The following is a 13,971-nucleotide window of genomic DNA, read 5'->3' on the forward strand; positions in this document are numbered from 1 at the left end:
GTTCGGTGGCCCAATGTCGGCATTTGGCCGACAGTTGACCGCCGTCCCCTCGGCCGGCGGTGACAAGCTATACCTCAGTCTGTTCGGCGATCTCAAGTGCATCATCGACTTCGATGCCGAGGTATCTTACTGTACTTTCAAGCTTGGTATGCCCCAGAAGAAGCTGAACCGCACGAAGATTCTTGGTCCTTCGGTAAATTAGCGTCGCTTTCGTTCGCCGCAGCGTATGAGTACCATAGGCCGCGATATCGAGTCCGATGGACTCCACCCACCGCCTGACAATGCGTGCATATTGGCGCGTTGATAAGTACGGCGACTCTGCGATCCTACTTGGGAACAGATACCCGTTATTCGAAAGCTTGGCATGTTCGATCCAGGCAGTAGGGAATGTCTAGTCATGTCCGTGATCTCGAATTGAACCGGGCGGTGTGTCTACGTTGCATTACGATCGCACGGTGCATGATGCTGCGCCCCTGTGATATATCGTTAACCTTCAAGCTCAACAAGTCACAGCCGCGAAGCTTACTGTCGATGGCCAAGTTAAATAAAGCAAGGTCCCTAATTTTTTCGGATAGCTGGAGCCGGATTCGGATTGCCCATATCTCTTTCAACTTCAACGGGGACTTCTGCCCAATCAGTTTCCCCTTGTTCCAAGCGGCTTGAAGTGCCGGCGTCTGCGTGTTCGGTTTCATGAGGTCCTCCTTTGGAATCGGACCTCATTTTGGCGTACTCATGCTGTGGTGACGGACGACAGCATCCGCCCCAAAGCGGACATGTGGTCGAATGCCAGGTTTGTCGAGGTCATCTAGATTGACCAAACCTGTACTTTATCCGCTAAGTCGTATTCTCTCCACGAAGCAATCCCGCTACACGGTAGCTTTCGATTATTGAATCGAATAACCCAATATCCGCTCGCCCTCGCGCCATTAATTGTGCTCCGGAGACTGCCGCAAAAATTGCGTACGCACGCGTTTGAGCATGTTGACGCTTCATTCCTGTCAATTGCAGCATCTTTCCGAGCCAAGCAATGTTTCCATCTGCGAACGCCTGTACCTCTGTCTGAACCTCTGACGGCAAGTCGTCGTACTCGGCCGCCATGAAGCTGCAAAGACAAATACGGTTACCGTTTTCTAGCGACCTTCGAAATGTTTCTGGATAGCGCCGCAGACAGGTTTCAGCGTCGCTGGCTTCTAACGATAGGGCCTCCAGCGTTGCTACTGAATCTTCTGCGTATCGCCGCGCCACCGCAGCGGCCAAATCAGCCTTGCTTGGAAAATGGTAGTAGAGACTTGCTGCCTTGATGCCCACTTGCTGGGCTAGGTTCCGTAAATTCAATCCACTATAACCATGTGCCTGCGCGATCCTGGTGGCTTCAAACAGGATCTTGGCCCTCGAACTTGCTTCCGCTTCGATTTTCATGCTCACTCCTGCTAAAAAGGCATTGACAAGCAAAGTATAACGCAATACTGTTAACCTAACAAACGTTAGGTAGCCAAAAATCAGCCTACGTTTGTCCCTTCCCACGATTTAGGAGCATGCCATGTCGGAACTCGCTGCAAACATTGAGGCCAGCAACCTCCAAAGTATGACCATCTACGATTTCCCGGTTGGGCCCTACCCAACGCGCGTCCGGATCGCCATCGCGGAAAAGAATCTCCAAGACAAAGTTCGATTTGAGATGGTTGATCTCTATAAAGGGGAACACAAGAGACCAGATTTCATCGAGCAGAAAAACTACTCGGGAACGCTACCCGTTCTCGAGTTGGCAGACGGGACACTCATCGCTGAATGCACTGCCATCACTCAATACCTCGATACACTCGACGGCTCGCCCAGCCTTACTGGCACTAGCCCCTTAGAACAAGGGACCATTCATATGATGAGCAAACGGGCGGAAATTGAAATGCTCGACGCCATCAGCACCTACTTTCACCACGGCACACCAGGGTTAGGGCCTTCGGTGGAGCTTTACCAGAATCCGGAATGGGGATTTCGCCAGCGCGACAAGGCAGTACGCGGCATGCATTATTTCGATAAGTTGCTTCAGAGACAATCTTTCATTGCTGGCGAAAAATTCTCTATGGCCGACATTACCGTCATCGGTGGACTTGTATTCGCCGCAATCGTCAAGCTGGACGTGCCCCAAGAATGTGAGGCCTTGCTCGCTTGGTTCGAACGGATGAAGACTCGAGAGAGTGTGAAAAGCCAACCGGCATTTTCTGGTTGAGAATGTCTGTGAAAGATACAAACAGATGAATAGGAGCTACGTTCGCGCGTTTGCGAACGTCTGCTCTTGGCCGTTTGCGGACGATCGATTCGGTAACATATTTTGGGTGAGCTGCTCAGCTTTCGTGTGCACGATCGGCACATATGCGCACCGCCGTCTCGCTACGGGTTCCTGATTGAGAGGACAGATAGCAATTAAAATAAAGTATTTAGTGACAGGCAGTTCACTCAGGATGCTGCATAAGTTCAATAGTGTGGCCGTCAGGTCCTCGGGTATAAACCAGGATTGTTCCGCCAGGCGTGGTTTGCGGTTCGCCGGTTGCCGTCCATCCATAAGGGCGCATGCGATTTAGCATTGCGCGCAGATCGGTCACGGCAAACGTCAAATGAGCCGAACCGACATCACATGGACGTTGCTTTAAAATCAAGCGGTCTTCTGGTGAATCGTACTCAAGCAGCTCAATTTTGTATCCATCGGGGCCTTGTAGGAGCGCATTTCTTAAATAAGCCCCGGGCACACCGACCACTTGTTCCATCGCGTGCCTACCGCCAAGCTCTTTGCGGTAAACGAGTTGAAAGCCGAGAACTTCAGTCCAGAAATCAAGTACGCCATCTATCGATGCGACTGTCAGCCCAGTATGCTCGGTACGTAATACGGTAGAGGTTTGGTTGTTCATGAATGCATCCTGTCATTACAGTCAGGGCCGCGAATTTATGCGATAGCTGAAATCCGGCCGGGACTGCCTTCGTTACTTTAACAGATGGCCGTTCTGGAGCGAATGCAGCCTGACGACACAGCCGCTAGATTTTCACTCTGGTAACCTGCTATGCTGGGCCGAACGAGCGGGCTCGGTCAAAAGCGGCCTTCCGGCTTTTACATAAAAGGATACTATGAGCGATTCACCCGATAAAAAAGATGCCAGATTCATCGGTATTGGAATTTGTCTTGGCGTAGCGATCGGATGTGGGATCGGCGTCGCCATTGGTAACCTTGCTCTGGGCATAGGTCCGGGGATTGCCATTGGCGTTGTGATGGGCGTTTTGATGTCGAAGTCCCGGCGCTAAATTTTTTGCATTTGACCGTCGAAGCAAATTCTTGTTCAGTTCAGCCCTGAAGGGGCGCTTCAGGGCGAAACCAGTTTCTGAAATTTGCAGCTACGGTGTGCCGAGATCAGGGGATGGCAATCGGATCGCTGGCCGGGAAGCTCTCATCGAGCGCCTCGTCGAGCACTTCTTCTTCATGGTCTTCCGATGCGGGCGTGGGTGAATCGCGCTCTTCCGGCAAGTCCGGTTTGGGCGCGTCTTTCGGGGTGGCATGGGCGTGCATGGTGAGCTCCTCTGTAAAATCTTGATCAACGCAAGGTAGCATGGCGGGCAAAATGCTGCAGCCAGCTTGTCAAATGCCCGCGTGCGCTCTGCTACACTGCGCTCCTTTGGCCTTTGAAAGCAAGCATGTCCACTTTGACCCTGCCATACCGCGCCACGCCTGCAGAAGCCTGTGCCTGGCTTGCCGAACAAACGGGTACGCCGTGGACGCTGGCGCGTCTGCTGGAAGAGGGCGGCTTGCCGTTTGTGTGGATCGAGTATTCCGAAGCCTGGGCCGAGCTGTTCCACGACGGCGTGACGCGCTATGCGGCGCCAGTGGTCTTTATCGAAGACAAGCAATACCTGGCTGCAGGCAGCAGCGATGTCTGGCTGCGCCTGACGCGCGACTCGTCCGGCCTGCCGCGCAAACTGGACGAGCCGGGTATGCGGGTGGCGAAAGACGGCCTGCATTTCCAGGAACGCGATTTGCTGCGCCTGGTGCAGCACTTGCTCAATCCGCCTGCCGAAGCAGCGCCGCCAGCGGTGATGAAAAACGCCATCAAGGGTTTGAGTCGCGAGGAAGTTCTGGTCGCTTTTGCCGGTATCGGCAAGCTTAACCTGGAGCAGGGCATGCTGGCCGGCACGGGCATTTTTGGTGACGACGGCGCGCGCGTACGCAAAAATTCGCGCGGCGGCAAGAATAACTATCTGTGGCAGCCTGTGACGCTGGCGTTCGGGTTGCACGATGTGCACCGGGTGCCGATGGCGCATCTGAAAAAGGCGTTTGCGACCCAGCCCTTGCTTAGGGAGTGGAAAGCGGCCTGGCTCGAGTCGTTGCGCCTGCTTGGGGAGTGATTGCCCGCGTCGGTTACCTCAGAACAAGCACCCCTGGTTCACATCAGGCTGCATGGCGCGCCGCGTGGCCAGGCCTTTCTTGCGCGCTTCCTTGTCGCTTGACAATGTGATGCCTTCGAGCTGCAGCAACGTCTCCTTGGCCTGCAGGCCGCCGGCAAAGCCGGTCAGGGCGCCGCTGGCGCCGATCACGCGGTGGCAGGGGGCGATAATCGAGATCGGGTTCTTGCCGTTGGCCGCGCCGACTGCGCGTACGGCGGCCGGACGGCCTATCTGGCGCGCGATGTCGCTGTAGCTGCGGGTCTGGCCAAACGGAATGGTCAGCAGCGCCTGCCACACTTCCTGCTGGAAGGGCGTGCCGGCAAAATCGAGCGGCAGTGTGAACTGCTGGCGCGTGCCGGCGAAATACTCGGCCAGCTGGCGCGCCGTCTCGTGCAGCACGGCGCAGTCAGCCACTTCCTGCAGCGAACCCAGGCGTACGCGAGTAGGCAGGTCGTCCTGCCACAGCACGGCGGCCAGCGCCGCGCCGCGCGCCACCAGTGTCAGTTCGCCCACGGGCGAGGCGATGCGCATCGAACGGTGTTGCATGCTTGACTCCTGTACGCCATGGTTCTGGCACCGGCTGCCAGTGTAACAGCAGCCGGCGCCGGGTCATGCAATGGCAGCGCTCAGAACTTGCCGCGCAGGCTGACGGTCACATTGCGCGGTTCGCCCCAGAACACGCTGTCGTAGAAGCCCACGTTGCGGTAGTACTTCTTGTCGAGCAGGTTATTGACGTTCAGCTGCACGCTGGTTTTTGCCGTCAATGCATAGCTGGCCATGGCGTTATAGAGCGCGTAGCCGGGCTGTGGGATGCGTGCCGTGCGGTCGCGCGCCGGTGGGCGGCCGTACCAGGTTTCGCTGTAGGTGGCGCTTTGCGCGGTGGCGCTGCCGCCCACTTGCAGGCCCTGCAGCGCGCCGTCGAAACGGTAGGAGGTCGACAGGCGCAGCAGGTGGCGCGGCTGGCTCGGTACGGCGCGTGCGCCATCGGCTTCCTCGGCGTGCAGATAGGTGTAGCCGCCGCTGGCGTTCCAGCCCGGCGCCAACTGGCCCGATACATCGAATTCGACCCCCTTGGCAGTAATGCCTTCGCCGTTGGCAACATAGGCCTGGCCGCCGTCAGGCAGCAAGAAGCCCTGCGGCACGGTGGTGTCGAGTTCGGCCAGGTTTTTCTTTTTAGTCTGGAATACGGCAGCCGAGGCGTTGAGCTTGCCCTCGAAAAATTCGCCCTTGATGCCCAGTTCCTTGTTGTCGCCCGTCTCGGGCGGCAGGAAATGGTTGTTGCGGTCCTTGCTCGACTGCGGATTGAACAGCTCGGTATAGCTGGCGTACAGCGAATACTGGCGGTTCAGGTCCCATACCAGGCCGGCATAGGGCGTGACCTCGTTGCGCGTTTCCGAAAAATTGCTGGTGCCGGTATGCACGCCGCGCGCGTCATAAGCGCGCGTTTCGGTGCGGTAGGTGCTGGTGCGCGCGCCGATGATGACATGCAGCGGGTCGGCCAGGCTCAGCCGGGTTGCCACATAGCCGCCGGCCAGGCGCGTCAGGTCGTGGCTGGAAGTGCCATCGGGCCTGAAGGTCGGCTTGGGAATATTGCCGGTCCATGTGCGGTAGTCGGGTACCTTGGCCGGGTACAGGACGATGGCGTCGCCACCGAGCGATTTGGCGTCGGTATTGCCGCCGTTCCAGCCGATAATGGCCGTATGCTTGCGCCCGAGCAGCGTAAACGGGCCGCTGGCGTACAGGTCGAAATTGTCCGCCGTGCTGGTGCCTTTGCCCCATACGCCGCTCCACAAGCTCATGCCGGCGCCGGTCTGCGGGTTCGGATAGCCCGAGCCGGCATAGGCCACGGTGGTGCTGTTGCTGCTTTCGGTGCGCGCATAGCCCAGGTGCAGCTTCCAGTTGCCAGGCAGATGATGGTCGAGCGATGTGAAGAGCGTATGCTGCTTGTTGGCCCAGGTGCTCCACGGCGTGGTCAAGCTGGTATTGCGCGGCAGGTTGGCCAGGCTGCCGTCGGCGTTCCAGTAGGGCACGGCGCCCCAGGTGGCACCGGTCGGCTTGTTGTCCTGGAAGTCGACGCCGGCTGTCAGCAGCGTGCCGGGCTGCAGATCGGCTTCCACGATGGCCATGCCGACCGTCTTGCGTTCGTGATACATGTCAAAGTACGAATCGCGGTCCTGCCAGGCGGCAGTGGCACGTGCGCGCACGCTGCCGCTTTGCGTGAGCGGCGTGGAGATATCGGCTTCGACGCGGTGGTTATCCCAGCGGCCCAGCGAGACGCCATAGCTGGCCTGGAAGGTCTTGGTAGGGCGCTTGCGTATCATATTGATGGTGGCCGACGGGTCGCCGGTGCCGCCCATCAGGCCGTTGGGGCCGCGTACCACCTCCACGCGGTCGTACAGCACTGTGTCCTGCAGCGGCGAATTTGAGCCGGTCGGCATGCCGTCGACCTGGATGTTGTTAATGCCAAAACCGCGTGCATAGTATCTTGTGCGTTCGCTGTCCTGCTGGCCGACCTGAATGCCGGTGGTCATGCCCAGCGCCTGGTCGAGCCTGATGGCGCCCAGGTCGTCGAGCAACTGGCGCGTGATGACGCTGACCGATTGCGGTGTTTCGCGCAGCGATAAATCCATGCGCGTGGCGCTGCGCATTTCGTCGGTGGTGTAGGAACGGGTGCCTTCGGTGGCGCCGGGCGCCTGGCCGGTAATGGTGATGGCGGGCAGGCTTTGCGCATTATCGGTAGCAGCGGTGCCAGCAGCGCTGGTGTTATCTGTGGTGTCGGCAGCCAGTGCAGGCAAGGTAGCACTGGTGGCAAGGGCAAGCAAGGCGGTGCGCAGCAATTGCGGCAGCAGGCGAAGGGTCGGGGTTGGGTGCATGAGTATCCTGGCGTTTTTTTATGGGTATGCTCCTCTGGCTGGTGGATGGTTCCGTCTGGCTTGAGTTTGTGATTTCTTTTTTGTAAATAAGAATCATTATCAATATAACGCAAGTTGCCAAATTACTCAAGTCTTGCACCAATTGTGTGCGCCGCTGGGCAGCCGTACCAAAGACGGCGCATCTGCGATAATAGAAAAAGTGAATAGCTTACTAATGGATAAGGCATGCGTAAATGGATAGGCTGTACGGCATGGTTCTGCGTGGTGGCGCTGGCGTCTGCGCAGGAGGCAATGACGCCGGCTTCGAATGCAACAATGCAGACGCCAGCGCAACATGCCGTGCAGGATGCCACACCCGAGCCAGCGCAGCCCGAGCGCAAGCCAGAAGCACAGGCGGCTTTACCAGCCGTATCGCCTGAACCAGCGCATCAGCCTGTAGAGACGGTTGAGCCGGCCACGCCGCTCCAGGCGCCACAGACCGTGACGGTCAAGGGCAGCAGCGACGCATCGCCGCCGCGCGTGCGCTTTACCGCCTATCGCGACAGCTATGAAACGGCCAAAAAAGTATGGGAAGTGTCGCGCGGCAATGTAGTGATGGCGCTACGCCTGATACCGGCCAAGGTCAGCGGCACCATCGACGATGTACGCGTGGCGCTGCAGGGCAATGGCGCGCCAGTCTCGGTGCGGGTCACCGAAGGCGGCGTGTTCGTGGTGCCGATCAATGACGAGATCGCCGCGCAGGACGGCGTCTTCCTGGTCAACAAAGGGCGCGGTGAATTGACCGCCAGCATGGTGATCCAGCCGGCTGTGGCGCGCGAGGCCTGGACCCTGGAGCGTGTGGCCCACGTACTGCGCGACGCGCGCCTGGCGGTGCGCGCCATCACCCCTTGGTACAAGCGCTGGTTTTCAAGCGAGGTCAAGTCGCTGGCTTTCTGCGCGCCAGAGCGCGGCAGCGCCCTGCAGCTGAAAGACGGCGAGCAGCTGATTGCCACCTTGCCCATGAGCGAGGCGGCCGTCAACGATATCAACCAGCCCGTGTACTGCAAGATGTTCGATGGCGAAGACAAGTATCCGGGCCAGTATCGCCTGGTGATGCCGGACGAGGCCAGCGTACTAATACTGTAGGGTGGTTCAGCCGGGCTGGCGCTGCAGCAGCTCCAGTGCGGCGGCCAGCGCCAGGTCCATCGTGGCCTGGTGAAACAGCAGCCATTGCGGCAGCAGGTTCAGGGCATGGCGGCCTTGTGCCAGGTCGCCTTCATCGACGGCGGCCCAGGCATGATGCAGGCCCGAGAGCACGCGCGCATGCTGCTCGCGGTGGTTGGCCAGCGACGGAAAACCGATTTCCTCCATCAGGTCTTCCTCTTCGCGAAAATCGCGCTCGACGGCGGCGATCAGTTCACCAAAGCCGGCGTGAAAATAGCGGTCATCGAGCTGTTCGAGCCGCGCCAGCTCCTCAAACAGCGCCCGGTGTGCAGCGTCGATGGCCGGTACACCCAGCGCCATCTCGTCTTTCCATTGATTGTTCAACATGCTCGGCTCCCGGTGAGCATCCTGTGCAGGACGGTTCAAGCCCGTCGCGGCGCGCCAGGCCTCACCAGTGTGAGCGTGCTGCCGATGAAAATCCATGATCTGGATCAAAGCTGCGGCACAGACCCGTTGTCAGCGCTGCGCCCAGCGCTCCCACATGGCCTGGGCATGAACCTGCGGCATTTCCAGTGTTTGCAGGGAGGAGGGCGCCATGGCCTGGCGCAGAACCAGCGGCGCCAGCAGCAGGGTGGAAAGAGCAAGGCAGGCAAGCACTTTAAGCGTCAACATGGCAGTCTCCCGGTGAGCCGGTGGCGGCGCGCAGTTGCGGCGCCTGCCGGTCAGGTCCTACTTGTGTCACACCATGCTTGCAGTTCAGTTCAGTTGGTCAGAAGGTCAACAACTTGCTGTGATGCATTGCACCAGATGGGGCCTCAATAGACATCGCGGCGGTAGCGTCCCTGCGCCGTCAAAGCGTCGAGTCCGTCCTGTCCCAGCACCTCGAGCAGCACGGCGTCGACGCCGCCCGCCATGCCCTGCAGGCTGCCGCACACATAAATCAACGCGCCTTGCGCCAGCCAGTCGCGCAGCAAACCGGCCTGCTGGCGCAGGCGATGCTGTACGTATTCATGCGCGTCGCCGTCGCGCGAGTAGGTGCGGTCCAGGCGTGCCAGGTGGCCGCTGTGCAGCCAGCCTTCGAGTTCCTGTGCGCAGAGGCTGTCGACTGCCTGCTGGCGTTCGCCAAACAGCAGCCAGTTGTGCGCCAGGCCAGCGTGCTGGCGCGCACGCAGGTGCGAGCGCAGGCCGGCCAGGCCCGAGCCGTTGCCGATATAGATGCACGGCAGGTCGTCCAGGCACGGTGCAAAGGCCGGATTGGCCTGCAGGCGCAGGCGCAGGGCGCTACCCAGCGGCGCAAACTGCGTCAGCCAGCCGGACGCCACGCCATAGCCGCCGTTGCTGGCACCGGCATGGCGTTCCTGGCGCACCAGCAGCTGCAGTTGGCCGTCGCGCGGCAGGCTGGCCAGCGAATAGCTGCGCGGCGCATGCGGCGTACTGCCGTCTTCGCCTTCGCTGCCATCGGCATTGCAGGCAATAATTTCAGCCAGCGCACCGGCCTGCCAGTCGACTTCGGCCGGGCCGGCCAGGGCGATTTCAAACAGTGCGCCGCCCTGGCTGCCCGGGTTGAGCAGCGTACGCGAGACCAGGCGCCAGCTGTCATACGAGGCTTCTTCCTGGCGGCCGATGGCGTCGATCGCGCTGCCGCTGGTGCGCGCCAGTGCCTGCGACCACGCATCGAGCGCCACCGGATCGTGCCTGTCGACTTCGATCAGCGGGAACAGGTGCGTTGCGCCCAGCGCGCGCAGGCGCGCATCGAGTGCATGGCCAAAGCCGCAGAACTGCGTGTAGTGGCGGTCGCCCAGCGCCAGCAGGCCGAACTGCAGTCCTGCCAACGATGGCGCTGCGGCCTCGTCGAGCAGGCGCGCAAAGCGGCGCGTGCCGTCCGGCGCTTCGCCTTCGCCAAAGGTGCTGGCCACGATCAGCGCCTGTTCATACTGGCGCAACTCGCCTGGATCGATCTGGTCGAGCGCACGCACGGCGACCGGCACGCCGGCCTGCTGCAGCGCGCGCGCACTTTCCAGCGCCAGCCGTTCGGCCTGGCCGGACTGGCTGGCGTAGGCCACCAGGGTCGGCATGCCGGTGGCGGCCAGCACCTCGCCGCCGCCCAGCATCGCCCGCTGGGCTTTCACGGCGCGCTTGGCCTTGCGCCGGCCGAGGTACAGCATCCAGCCAGTAATGCCGAACAGCGGCAGGGCCAGGCTGGCCAGGGTCACGATAATGCGTCCGGCCAGGCCGAAATAGGTGCCCATATGCAGCGGATAGATAATGCTGACCAGGCGCGAACCCAGCCCCTGGCTGGCGTGCGGCTTGTTTTCTGTCACGCTGCCGTCCTGCGGATTAATCGCCATGCTGCTGCGCGCACGTTCATGCGGCGCGTCTGCTGCGACCCAGGTGAATTGCACGGTTTCGCCGGCGCGGGTCGGCAGGCGCATAGTGGTCAAGGTCCAGCCCGGTGCATGCTGGTTGAAGCTGCGCCAGGCCGTGGCCAGCTCGACTTGCGGTGCTGGTGCTTTCTTGCCCTTGCCACCCTGGTTTGGTGCCTGCGCCACGCGTGGCGGCCGGCCGGCCCAGGCGTCGACATTATCGCGGATAAAGTCGTAACTCCAGTACAGGCCGGTCAGCGTCAGCATCACATACACCACCAGGCACCAGGTGCCGGCCACCGCATGCAGGTTCCACAGGAAGGAGCGGCCTTTCAGGGCCGGGTCGAACGTCAGCCAGGTGCGCCAGTCGAGCGGACGGCGCGGCCAGCGCAGGTACAGGCCCGACAGGGCCAGTCCCAGCAGGCACAGCGCCAGTGCGCCGGCCACCTGGCGGCCCGGCGCGCGCGGCAGCAGCAGCCAGCGGTGCAGCGACTCGGCCCATTCAAAAAAGTGCGCGCCCTGCATCTCGGGCTGGATGGCGCCGGTATAAGGGTGCAGATAGACCGACTCACCGCGGCGTTCGCCCGGCTTGGGCGCAAAGAACACGCGCGGCGCGGCGCCCGCTTCGGCATACATTGTGACCGACGCCACGCGCTGGCCGTGCGCGGCAGCGGCCACCTGGCTGAGCTGGTCCGGCGTCAGCGCGGCGCGCGTTTCCACCGGCACATGGCGCACGCCCGGATTCATCAGATCCAGCAATTCGTCCTTGAAAGAAATGGTGGCGCCCGACAGGCCGATAATCATCAGCACGGTGCCGGCCGTAATGCCGATAAACCAGTGCAGCTGGAACCAGACCTGTTTCCAGCTGGGCAGCCAGGCTGGCGGTGCACGGCGGGTTGCCGGCGGAGCGGGGTGCTGGACGGTGTCGGCGCTGGGCGCGTTGGCGGCGCGCTGCTGCGGGCCGGTAGCGATGGTGTGACTGGTCATGGTCGGCTTTTCAAGGCATCTTCCGGCAAGCGGTATGGCAGAATAAAACAGCAAAGTAGCGCATCATAGCAAAAATAAGCGCAAATGAGAATGATTCGCAATATTCGGCGCGGAATGGCTGCTTGTCTGGACCGGCTTTGCCATGCATACTGCATGCCACGTTTCCTGCATGCCAAGTCAGCTGATGGCGGCAGGAAGGACTACAATAGCGCACTGTCTTAATTTGCCTTCGATCTCCTATGACTACGACTCCGACTATCACCATCACGCCATCCGCCCATCCGCTGTCCGACGCCGAGCGCGCCGAACGCATGAACAAGCCGGCCTTTGGCCGCGTGTTTACCGATCATATGGTGGTCATTCCTTACCGCGACGGCAAATGGCAGCAGGGCGAACTGAAAGCCTACGGCCCTCTGATGCTGGACCCGTCGGCCTCGTCGCTCCATTACGGCCAGGCCATCTTCGAAGGCTACAAGGCGTTTGCCCAGCCGGATGGCAGCATCAAGACCTTCCGTCCTGAACAGAATGCCGAGCGCTTCAACCGCAGCGCGGCGCGCCTGGCCATGCCGGCCATTCCGGTCGAGTTGTTCCTGGAAGCGGGCGACGCGCTGATTTCGCTGGACCGTAAATGGGTGCCGGGCAAGACCGGCGAGAGCCTGTACATGCGTCCGCTGATGATCGCGACCGACCCGTTCCTGGGCGTGCGTCCATCGGAAGAATACCTGTTCGTGCTGTTTGCTTCGCCAGCCGGCGCCTATTTCCCGCAAGGCGTCAAACCAGTCACGGTCTGGATCAGCGAAGACTACGTACGCGCTGCGCCAGGCGGCACCGGTGAAGCCAAGTGCGCCGGCAACTACGCGGCCAGCCTGATGGCGCAGGCGCAAGCGCAGGAAAAAGGCTGCGACCAGGTGGTCTGGCTGGACGCAGTACACCGCGAATTCATCGAAGAGATGGGCGGCATGAATCTGTTCTTCGTCTACAAGGACGGCGACAAAGTCACGGTAGTGACGCCGGAACTGACCGGCACGCTGCTGCCCGGCATTACCCGCCGCAGCCTGCTGGAAATGGCGCGCGAACTGGGCTATGCCACCGAAGAGCGCAAACTGTCGGTACAGCAATGGCGCGACGATATTGCGTCCGGCCGCATGACCGAAGTATTTGCCTGCGGCACCGCTGCCGTGATTACGCCGGTGGGCGTGGCCAAGGCCAACGGCTTCGAGATGACCATCAACAACAACGAAAACGGCGCCGTCACGCTGGCGCTGCGTGAGGCGCTGCTGGGCCTGCAGCATGGCACCGTGCCTGATACCAAGGGCTGGATGCACAAGGTCTGCTAAGTCGGATACTGTTTGAACCTGCGCCGGCACCCAGTTGCCGGCGTTTTTCTATCCCGAGGAATCGCATGTCCCTGAGAACCTTTGTGCCAGCCCTGGCCGCCCTGATGCTGAGTCTGTCTGCCGGCGCCGTCCATGCAGCCGAAGCGCAGTGCGCCGTACCGCGCAACGTCACCTATGCCGACTACGACGTCAAGCCGTCCGACGAGCGCAACACCTGCTACAAGCAGAGCACCAACGTGCCGACCGATTACTTTATGCTGGCGCTGTCGTGGTCGCCCGGTTTTTGCGACAGCCAGCGCCGCCGCGGCGAGATTTCCAAAAAGGCCGCCTTCCAGTGTTCGGAGAATAACCATTTCGGCTGGATCGTGCACGGCCTGTGGGCGCAGTCGGCCAATCCGGCCACCTGCGACGACATTTCCGTGACGCCGCCGCGCAAGACCGAGCTGCACCCGCGCTATTGCAAGGGCAACCTGCCCAAACTGGCGCCGTCCGAAATCCTGCCCTATATGTGCATGCAGCCCGGTGAAGCGCTGCTGCAGGGCGAGTGGGAAAAACACGGCGCCTGCGACTTCGATACCGCCAAACAGTATTTCGAGAAAGAGCGCGAGCTGTTCCAGGCCTTGAAACTGCCCGATACCGCCATGTCGAAAAACGAGCTGTTCAAATGGATAAAGCAGCACAACCCGCAGCTGAAAGACAAGTGGCTGGGCTATGAAAACCATAGCGGCGAGTTGCGGATTTGTTATTCGAAGGATTTCAAGGTAATCGATTGCCAACGGTAGGTCGGGTAGGTCGGATTAGCCGCGCAGCGGCGTAATCCGACAATATTGTTGGCGTAACCTG

14 protein-coding genes and 1 pseudogene are annotated in these 13,971 nt (G+C 60.7%); 6 read left to right on the plus strand and 9 right to left on the minus strand.

The window, feature by feature from the left end; genetic code table 11:
- Positions 1-67: 67 nt before the first annotated feature.
- Positions 68-692, minus strand: a pseudogene (locus GCM43_RS03780) (tyrosine-type recombinase/integrase).
- A gap of 142 nt (positions 693-834) precedes the next feature.
- Positions 835-1,419 (minus strand): TetR/AcrR family transcriptional regulator, encoded by a 585-nt coding sequence (locus GCM43_RS03785; protein WP_152242184.1) that lies wholly within the window; start codon positions 1,417-1,419, stop codon positions 835-837.
- Between the two features lie 121 nt (positions 1,420-1,540).
- Here GCM43_RS03785 and GCM43_RS03790 point away from each other — a divergent pair, with 121 nt between their 5' ends.
- A complete protein-coding gene (locus GCM43_RS03790; RefSeq protein WP_152242185.1) occupies positions 1,541-2,227 on the plus strand; it encodes a glutathione S-transferase in 687 nt (228 codons plus the stop codon).
- Between the two features lie 223 nt (positions 2,228-2,450).
- Here GCM43_RS03790 and GCM43_RS03795 read toward each other — a convergent pair whose 3' ends face one another.
- On the minus strand, positions 2,451-2,903 hold the full coding sequence (locus GCM43_RS03795; protein WP_152242186.1) for a VOC family protein: 453 nt from the start codon (positions 2,901-2,903) through the stop codon (positions 2,451-2,453).
- Positions 2,904-3,117: 214 nt separating this feature from the next.
- Here GCM43_RS03795 and GCM43_RS25740 point away from each other — a divergent pair, with 214 nt between their 5' ends.
- Positions 3,118-3,291 carry a hypothetical protein gene (locus tag GCM43_RS25740; RefSeq protein WP_193315522.1) on the plus strand — a complete coding sequence of 58 codons (174 nt, stop codon included), beginning with the start codon at positions 3,118-3,120 and terminating at the stop codon, positions 3,289-3,291.
- Between the two features lie 106 nt (positions 3,292-3,397).
- Here GCM43_RS25740 and GCM43_RS25745 read toward each other — a convergent pair whose 3' ends face one another.
- Positions 3,398-3,553 (minus strand): hypothetical protein, encoded by a 156-nt coding sequence (locus GCM43_RS25745; RefSeq protein WP_193315523.1) that lies wholly within the window; start codon positions 3,551-3,553, stop codon positions 3,398-3,400.
- 125 nt (positions 3,554-3,678) lie between these two features.
- Between GCM43_RS25745 and GCM43_RS03800 the strand changes: the two genes are divergently transcribed.
- Entirely contained in the window at positions 3,679-4,386 is a 708-nt protein-coding gene (locus tag GCM43_RS03800) for a hypothetical protein (protein ID WP_152242187.1), read from the plus strand.
- An 18-nt stretch (positions 4,387-4,404) separates the two neighbouring features.
- Here GCM43_RS03800 and GCM43_RS03805 read toward each other — a convergent pair whose 3' ends face one another.
- Positions 4,405-4,971 carry a methylated-DNA--[protein]-cysteine S-methyltransferase gene (locus tag GCM43_RS03805; RefSeq protein WP_152242188.1) on the minus strand — a complete coding sequence of 189 codons (567 nt, stop codon included), beginning with the start codon at positions 4,969-4,971 and terminating at the stop codon, positions 4,405-4,407.
- 80 nt (positions 4,972-5,051) lie between these two features.
- Positions 5,052-7,298 (minus strand): TonB-dependent siderophore receptor, encoded by a 2,247-nt coding sequence (locus tag GCM43_RS03810; protein WP_152242189.1) that lies wholly within the window; start codon positions 7,296-7,298, stop codon positions 5,052-5,054.
- Positions 7,299-7,523: 225 nt separating this feature from the next.
- Here GCM43_RS03810 and GCM43_RS03815 point away from each other — a divergent pair, with 225 nt between their 5' ends.
- Positions 7,524-8,423: a hypothetical protein gene (locus GCM43_RS03815; RefSeq protein ID WP_152242190.1), complete on the plus strand. Its 900-nt coding sequence runs from the start codon at positions 7,524-7,526 to the stop codon at positions 8,421-8,423.
- Positions 8,424-8,429: 6 nt separating this feature from the next.
- Here the strand turns inward: GCM43_RS03815 and GCM43_RS03820 are convergent, their stop codons facing one another.
- The 3 genes from GCM43_RS03820 to GCM43_RS03825 form a co-directional block, all read right to left on the minus strand.
- Positions 8,430-8,828: a bacteriohemerythrin gene (locus GCM43_RS03820; protein WP_193315524.1), complete on the minus strand. Its 399-nt coding sequence runs from the start codon at positions 8,826-8,828 to the stop codon at positions 8,430-8,432.
- A 129-nt stretch (positions 8,829-8,957) separates the two neighbouring features.
- A complete protein-coding gene (locus tag GCM43_RS25750) occupies positions 8,958-9,113 on the minus strand; it encodes a hypothetical protein (protein WP_193315525.1) in 156 nt (51 codons plus the stop codon).
- Between the two features lie 143 nt (positions 9,114-9,256).
- Positions 9,257-11,791, minus strand: a complete 2,535-nt coding sequence (locus GCM43_RS03825) for a PepSY domain-containing protein (RefSeq protein WP_152242192.1) — start codon at positions 11,789-11,791, stop codon at positions 9,257-9,259.
- A gap of 239 nt (positions 11,792-12,030) precedes the next feature.
- Here GCM43_RS03825 and GCM43_RS03830 point away from each other — a divergent pair, with 239 nt between their 5' ends.
- On the plus strand, positions 12,031-13,128 hold the full coding sequence (locus GCM43_RS03830) for a branched-chain amino acid aminotransferase (RefSeq protein WP_152242193.1): 1,098 nt from the start codon (positions 12,031-12,033) through the stop codon (positions 13,126-13,128).
- A 65-nt stretch (positions 13,129-13,193) separates the two neighbouring features.
- Positions 13,194-13,910, plus strand: coding sequence for a ribonuclease T2 family protein (locus GCM43_RS03835; protein ID WP_226929307.1), 717 nt, complete (start codon positions 13,194-13,196; stop codon positions 13,908-13,910).
- The last annotated feature ends 61 nt before the right edge of the window (positions 13,911-13,971 follow it).

Source organism: Janthinobacterium aquaticum, from assembly GCF_009208565.1.
Lineage (GTDB): Bacteria > Pseudomonadota > Gammaproteobacteria > Burkholderiales > Burkholderiaceae_D > Janthinobacterium.